The sequence below is a fragment of the Candidatus Cloacimonadota bacterium genome, from assembly GCA_011372345.1.
GTDB lineage: Bacteria > Cloacimonadota > Cloacimonadia > Cloacimonadales > TCS61 > DRTC01.
Map to the genome: position 1 here is coordinate 1 of DRTC01000617.1, position 7,958 is coordinate 7,958.

General features: G+C 37.1%; 5 protein-coding genes. All 5 read left to right on the forward strand.

Annotated elements, in window-relative coordinates:
• Nucleotides 1-359 precede the first annotated feature (359 nt).
• Nucleotides 360-3,668, forward strand: coding sequence for a hypothetical protein (locus ENL20_11790; GenBank protein ID HHE39236.1), 3,309 nt, complete (start codon nt 360-362; stop codon nt 3,666-3,668).
• Between the two features lie 689 nt (nt 3,669-4,357).
• The gene (locus ENL20_11795; protein ID HHE39237.1) at nt 4,358-5,287 is read left to right on the forward strand and encodes a discoidin domain-containing protein; all 930 of its coding nucleotides are present in this window, start codon (nt 4,358-4,360) and stop codon (nt 5,285-5,287) included.
• A gap of 267 nt (nt 5,288-5,554) precedes the next feature.
• Nucleotides 5,555-5,944: a hypothetical protein gene (locus tag ENL20_11800; GenBank protein ID HHE39238.1), complete on the forward strand. Its 390-nt coding sequence runs from the start codon at nt 5,555-5,557 to the stop codon at nt 5,942-5,944.
• 257 nt (nt 5,945-6,201) lie between these two features.
• Nucleotides 6,202-6,705 (forward strand): hypothetical protein, encoded by a 504-nt coding sequence (locus ENL20_11805; protein ID HHE39239.1) that lies wholly within the window; start codon nt 6,202-6,204, stop codon nt 6,703-6,705.
• Between the two features lie 72 nt (nt 6,706-6,777).
• Nucleotides 6,778-7,958 (forward strand): hypothetical protein (locus ENL20_11810; protein HHE39240.1); only part of this gene is annotated, 1,181 nt, incomplete at its 3' end.

The window sequence follows — 7,958 nt, forward strand, 5'->3', positions numbered from 1 at the left end:
TGACCTCTATCTTCTTATTAACCACCAACTTAAGTTGGTGGTTAATGAAACAGGAAAAAGTATTAACCGTTTTAACGGTTTCTAATTTTATTGAATTTGACCTTTTTAGAGTGGACTCAATAAATATTATTTTTAGTTGACAGGAAATTGAATCTATTTTTTTTTCTAATTGGTTTTTGCGAAGGAAATTAGTGTGATGTAAATATCTTTAATTAAGGAGTTTTTAAGGTTAATATCGCAGTTATGTTTCTGATCGTTAATATCATAATTTTGGTTTTTTAGCTATTGTGCAATTTTTATTTTTTTTTAGAAATTTAGATTTTTTGTTTTTTAGTAATTTATCTAATGGAGGTATTATTATGAAAAAATTACTATTTTTGGTAATGTTATTTTTGCTGACTCAAGTCCTGATTGGAGATTGGGATCCTGAAGATCCGGCAAAATGGGTGCAAATGCCTGACCAGACGAATACCGGGATTGATATTCGTTTTGATCAAGGTGATGGTATTAACCGTACTTTAGGAGATGACTTCTTGTGTACAACTACAGAACTGATCACTGATATTCATTTATGGTGTTCCTGGCGTTGGGATTATCTCGCTGATATTAATGGGTTCAAGATCAGCATCTGGAGTGATATGCCTGCCGGACATCCTAATAACGAATTTCCATGGAGTCATCCTGAGACTTTATTATGGGAAAGGATATTCCAACCTGGAGATTGGATTGAAAGAGTTTATTATCAATTACAGGAAGGTTATGAATGGTGGTGGGATCCTTATTCAGGTGAATTAGATCAAATGGGTGATCAGATTATCTGGCAATACAACTTTTTTATTGATCAGGCTGAAGCTTTTATGCAAGAAGGTACTACAGAACAACCTGTTATTTACTGGTTAGTTGTAGAAACTGATATTCAGGCTTGGGAAGGAGAATCATTCGGCTGGAAAACTCGTGATATCGAAGATGGGCACTTTATGGATGATGCCGTCTATCTGGTTGATCCAATTAATAATCATTGGGAAGAAATGCGGTATCCTCTGGGGCATCCTTATGAAATGCTTTCGATCGATCTTGCTTTTGTAATTACAGGAGAGGATGAACCTACTGACGAATATGATCTTGGTGATGCACCGGAAGGTGAAATGAAAATCGCTTATCCATCGACTGGTGTTACCGGCTATTTTCCAACTTGTATAACTGTTCTTCCAAGCGGTTATGTTATCCATGGTCCGGCTCCGCTCTCGTCGTATTTCGGTCCATCGGTTGATCTGGAATCAGACGGAAATGCTGATGGCTGTCCTACTTGTTTCCCAATCTATGATGATGATGAATGTTACGGAGATGGAGATGCCGGTTTGATAATACCGGATTCTTATACTATCGATGCAGCTGTTAATGTTGTACCTTGTCCGTCATCTATCGGAACAAGTTTAGGATTTCCGTGTGCTACTGCAGTTTGGGGAACAGATATTGATATCGATGTCCAGAATTTATCAACTGCTGATCGTTTCGTGAATGTTTTGTTTGACTGGAATCAAAATGGTTACTGGCAAGATGATCCTGGAACCACATGTTTTGGAGCGATGACTCCCGAACATGTTTTGATCAACTTCGGGATTCCTGCCGGATATACCGGACCTTTATCAGGTTTAAATCCACCTGATTTCATAATTGGACCAAATTCAGGATACTTCTGGTCGAGATTTACAATTTCCGATATACCTGTTACAGCTGGTGAATGGGATGGTTCCGGAGAATTCGGTGATGGAGAAACCGAAGATTACCTGCTATTTGTTGAAGAAGAACCACAAGAAGAACTCGATTTCGGAGATGCACCTGATCCGACTTATCCAACTCTCCTGGCAAATGATGGTGCTCGACATACAGTAGTTGCCGGAGTTTATATGGGAGCTTTGATCGATGCTGAACCTAACGGTCTGCAGGATCCGAATGCAATGGGTGATGATAATAACAATCTTGCAGATGAGGATGGAATCAATTTCCTGGGACAAATTATTCCTGGTGAAAATGTTCAAGTTCTGATAAATGTTTCAACTAATGGATTTATCAATGCCTGGCTCGATTATAATATCGATGGAGGTTGGGCGGAAGCAAATGATCTGATCTTAAACAATCAACCTGTTACTGCTGGAAATAATACTTTCAACATCAGTGTTCCGATCACAGCCACACCAGGAATAACCTTTACCAGATTCAGATTTGATACTGTCGGAGGTCTTTCTTATATTGGTCTTGCTAATGATGGTGAAGTTGAAGATTATAAGATCAAAATAGAAGAACTCGATTTTGGAGATGCAGATGATCCGCTTTATCCAACATATTATGTCAATAATGGAGCAAGGCATGTGATCGATGGTTTGCATTATCTCGGGACAAGTGTTGATTCCGATGCTGACGGACAACCCGATGGACTCGCTACCGGAGATGATAATGACGGCAATGATGATGAGGATGGAGTTTTATTTATAACTCCGCTCATTCCTGGAGAACAGGGAGCAGTTTATGTCCAGGCAAACACTACAGGTTATTTAAATGCCTGGATAGATTATGATCAAAACGGTAGTTGGGATGCAACAGAACAGATTTTCACAGATGTCGTGATCAACAATGTCTGGACACCACATACTTTTATGATTCCGAGTTCTGCATCCTTCGGTCAGACAACCGCTCGTTTCAGATTCGATAGTGCAGGAGGATTAGCCGCAACAGGTTTAGCAGCAGATGGAGAAGTGGAGGATTACCTGATAATCATCGAGGAAGCTCCGGATGACGGCTCGAAAATGCATTATCACCAGTGGCCAGATACAACCATGTTCGGTATCGATGTTTCGGCATCTCAAGATGAACAAACAACTCGTCTTATAGCAGATGATTTCCTGTGCCTGGAAACCGGTCCGATCAACAGCATTCATATCTGGGGTTCATGGTGGTATGATGAATGGTTCCCGGATCCGTTCTTTGAACTTGCCATCTGGTCTGATAATCCGATGGGAGGACAAGGCTGGAGCGAACCGGATCAAATGTTGTGGATGCGAGATTTTATGCCGGGAGAATACAATTACGATATGTATGCTCAAGTTCCTGATGGTGAACATTGGTATGATCCCTGCACCGGTAATCTGATCTTCCCGGGAGACTGGACTGTCTTTGAATATGATTTCACCATTCCTGATGTTGATGCTTTCATGCAGGAAGAAGGAACGATCTACTGGTTAAGCGTTAGACAATTTGGAACACCGGGTTCAGCCTTCTTTGGATGGAAAACTTCCCCGAATCACTGGAATGACGATGCAGTTTATCAATGTTTCCCACCCGGAGGTATGTGGACTGAAATGATCTATCCTATGGGACATCCGTTCAATCCGTTCGGAGAAGAACATATTTCCATGGATATGGCTTTCTATATCGATTGTGAACCGCAGACTCCGCAGAATATAACCATCACGGAAGATGGTGTAAATGTTTACCTGCAATGGGATCCGTCCTGGTGTGCCGACTATTATAATGTTTACAGCTCGACCGATCCTTATGCAGCTTTCCCGTCAGGTTGGACACTCGAACCGACCGGAACTCAAATCCCGGGAACTTCCTGGAGCGAAGCTCTCGGCTCAATGAAATTCTATCGGGTAACTGCTGAAAGATAGCGGTTATTATAAGTTCGGGAACGGTTTCGTATAAAACCGTTCCCTTTATGATGTAAACTTTCAATAATCTAAATTCACACAAAGGCTTTCCGGAGATGATTCGGAAAGCCTTTTTTTTTAACTCATCCCCTAATCCCTTCTCTTAAAAAAGAGAAGGTGAAATCCTCGTTCCAATGCTCCTGAGTTGTAATGATATGACAGACGCTCCAGCGTTAAAAATAACTGCTTATTTAATGCAGAGCGTCAGAACAAACATTCCCACGCAGGGGTGCGGGAACGAGTAATTTCTTTTCAAGCATACCCCCAAAATTTGTAGAAATAAGAATTCTAACTTTATGAATCGAAAGAATATAAGAAGATTAATTGCCTTGAAAATTACTGTTCAAAGAAAACCACAAATTTATTTGTGGGAATATGATTCGGGAAAAAAACTAACGGTTTCAACCGTTTTCAAATAAAGTAAAAACCATTAAAATGGTTCATTTAAAAGGATTTGTTTAATTTTTCCCACAAATAAATTTGTGGGCTTCTAATCAAATTATAAATCTTTATTGATGATTACCATTTTTTAGAAAATTTTGGGGGTATGCCTGGAGTAATTTCTTTTTACTTGACATAAAAACTAACGAATCAGAAAAGATAACTGTCTTTCAAATGTTCAGACGAAATAAATTTAAAGGAGGTATTTTATGGGTTATAATAACAACATCTCACAGCAGACACAAGCACAAAGAGATGCAACAACTGCTCAACTGGAACACAATATTGCTGTACAGGGACCACTCATCAACTTACCCTTGGAGCTAACCACCTGGGCTTCCACATCTAATACGGATTATATGGCGAAATTGACTGCTGCCGGAATAGAGAAAGGTGAACGGGATGTTAAGTCCGAGGAATTCCAGTACAAAAAAGCAGAGACTTATGAAAACCTGGTTGGAATTCGTGAGCTGACCGAAGCAATGGTTTACGATGCAGGAGAAAAGGATGAATTACTGGACATGTACGGTTTGATAGGTCCAACACCCCTGGACAGAGCAGGTCTGAAAAAAGTCATTACCCAATACAAAGAAACAGCCGATCGTTTGCGTTTAGAGGGAGATCCAAGAGTTCTGGCTGAAGCTATTGTCAATAAGCTGGTGACCTTGAAAGATGAAATGGAATCGCTCTGGCTGGATTACAGAACTGAAAAAGAAGATTCCATGGAAGCTTATGATATCCTGCAGGAGTGTTATGATGAAGGTTCGGAAAAGCTGCGTCATATCTATCGTTATGCTACTCTTGCCTGGGGAAAATATTCTCCCAAACTGCTCCTGCTGGGATTCGAACCGCTTACTCCTCCACCCGGACACGGACAACCGGATATACCGACCAATGTTACTGCCACCTGGGAAGATCCCAATGTTAAAATTGCCTGCGATCCCTGTGAAGGTGCAACCAGCTACCAGTTCGAATATTCGGATGACGGAGAGGAATTTATGGAATTATATGCAGGAGAAGAATACTCCTATACTTATGAGCCGCCGGCAAATAAAAGATATTATAGAATTCGGGCACGCAATGCCAACGGCTTTTCCGAATTCAGCGAAATTGTGGAGTTTGAACCTCCGAAAGTGTAACACAAAGCTCTGCTTTGTGATAATGAAAGAATGAAAGAATGAAAGAATTACCCTGCTCTGTGAAGGAGCAGGGTGGTTGTAATATCGAAGATGAAAAATAGGATGAAAAAGTTGGATTGGAGTTATTACGAACTGATAATTTGGAGTTATTACGAACTTTTTCATTATCTATAATTTATTATGCGAACTATTTGTGAGTTCGTGGCATACATATGTTAGCAGAAATCACAGTGTATTGAAAATAATAAAAATATCAGGAGTTTAATAATGACTTATAGAATAGATGGTTATGAAAAATGGAAAGTATATATCAAATCTGAATACTTTATGATAAAAGAAGTAGACGAAAGATTTGGAATAGAAATTGGAATCACGGGAAATTATAGCTTTGAAGAAGCTATTAATTCAGAAAACAAAATTGAAAATATACGAATTAATCTGATCGATAATGATTGTAATAAAGATTTTCATAATGAAATAATTAAGTTACAACAAAGAGAAATTAAGATGTTCTTTATTGGTATGGATTCTGAAAAAGTCCTATATATTTCAGGCAATCTAAACAGAGAACTAAAAAGCGGAAAATGGATAAAATACAATATACGAAGTGGTAAATCCAAAAAATCATATAATCTGAATATTACAATTAATTATTAAGTATGATTATAATAAAAGAATAGAAGAAAGAGCAAAATAGAATAGGTTTTGAAAGTTATTTAGATGAAATTATGCATAAAAAAATTAGAAGGAAGAATGAAAAATTTAGAAATTTATTGTAAGAAAGAATTAGAAATGCAAGAAAATGATTTAAGCATATTAGTAAAATTATGGATACCATAGTAACGATACTATCAACATCATTTCTTACTGGATTATTAGCTTCATTCGTGACGGTGTGGTTTACTCGAAAAAATTTGAAAACTACCAAATATATTGATACAATAACTGTTGAACGAATTAAATGGATTCAAATTGTTAGAAATGATTTCAACATATTAATTTCATCTTTATTAATTCATATCAATAATACTGATTATTTAAAAGAGTTAATAAATGAAATGATTAGAAAAGACCATACAGAACAACTAGTTGGAGTTTATAGGGATCGAACAGATGAAGATATACAAGAATATTCAGAGCTGAAAAGTGATATTGAGGACGTTGAAAGTGCGTTTAATAAGGTAATGACTCGGAGTGAAATTGTGAATAAAGCTTTATTAATGAAGTTGAAGATGAAGATGAACCCCAAAGATGATATTGAAATAATAGATTATTTGGATAAGATCGTTAATTACTTTTCAGATTACTCAAAAGAAATAAATAAATTTGATATTGATTTAAAAAGTATTATTGATAAAGTACAAGAATTACTTAAGAGAGAATGGGATAAAGTAAAAACTGAAGTACGTAAAAAGTAAAAAACGACATTTTTGATATTATTAAAAAGAGCTTAATAAATTATCAGAATTAAAATAAAACTGGAGGGAAAAATGAAAGAAATAATCATTATTTTATCGTTATTGCTTATTACAGTTGGTGCTTTCACTCAAGCACCTGATTGGGAATGGGCAACCGGAGCAGGTGGCTATGATTCTGATTACGTAAGCGGAATAACAACAGATAATATGAGAAATTCTTATTTGACCGGTGAGTTTGATGGCGATGCTACATTTGGATCCTATTCCCTTACAAGTTATGCTTATAGCTATGATATTTTTGTAGCAAAAATAAATGAAAATGGAATTTGGCAATGGGCTGCTAAAGCCGGTGGAACTCAGTATGATGCAGGAAGGGGTATTGTAAATGATGAATCAGGGAATATTTATATATCAGGGCTTTTTCAAGGAACCGCAACCTTTGGTTCTCATTCTCTTGTGAGCAGTGATGATATTGATATTTTTGTAGCAAAATTAGATACGGACGGTAATTGGTTATGGGCTGCAAAAGCTGGTGATGATTGTGATGATTGTGCATATGGAATAACTATAGATGAAGAAAGAAATTGCTATATAACTGGATATTTTGAATGTAATGCAACTTTTGGATCATTTACAATACACAGTAATGGAAGTCGTAATATTTTTGTAGCCAAAATTGATTCATCGGGTAATTGGCTTTGGGCTACTGATATTGACGGAATTGGTTACAATTATGGATATGGAATTTCGGTAGATGCAACCGGAAACAGTTATATAACCGGAATAAAGTATAATGCAACATCACGGTTTGGTTCTCAAATAATTAGAGGAATAGATGATATTATTGTCGCTAAATTTGATACAAATGGCAATCCTCAATGGACAACATTTGCTGGTGGTTCTTCTGATGATCGAGGTTATGGAATAACAAATGATAATTCAGGAAATTGTTATGTTACAGGAATTTTTAATGATACTGCAACTTTTGGTTCATATTCTATTAGTAGTAGTGGTTACGATGATATTTTTATTGCGAAATTAAATCCAAACGGGATTTGGCAATGGGTTACTGTAGGTGGAGGAAGTGCCCAAGATTGGGGAAGATCCATCACAATTGATGATTTAAGTAATTGTTATATAACTGGTCATTTTGGTAATACCGCAACCTTTGGTTCCCATTCTGTAACCAGTAGCGGAGGTGCAGACGTTTTTGTAGCAAAAATGGATATTGAAGGAAATTGGTTATGGGTAAA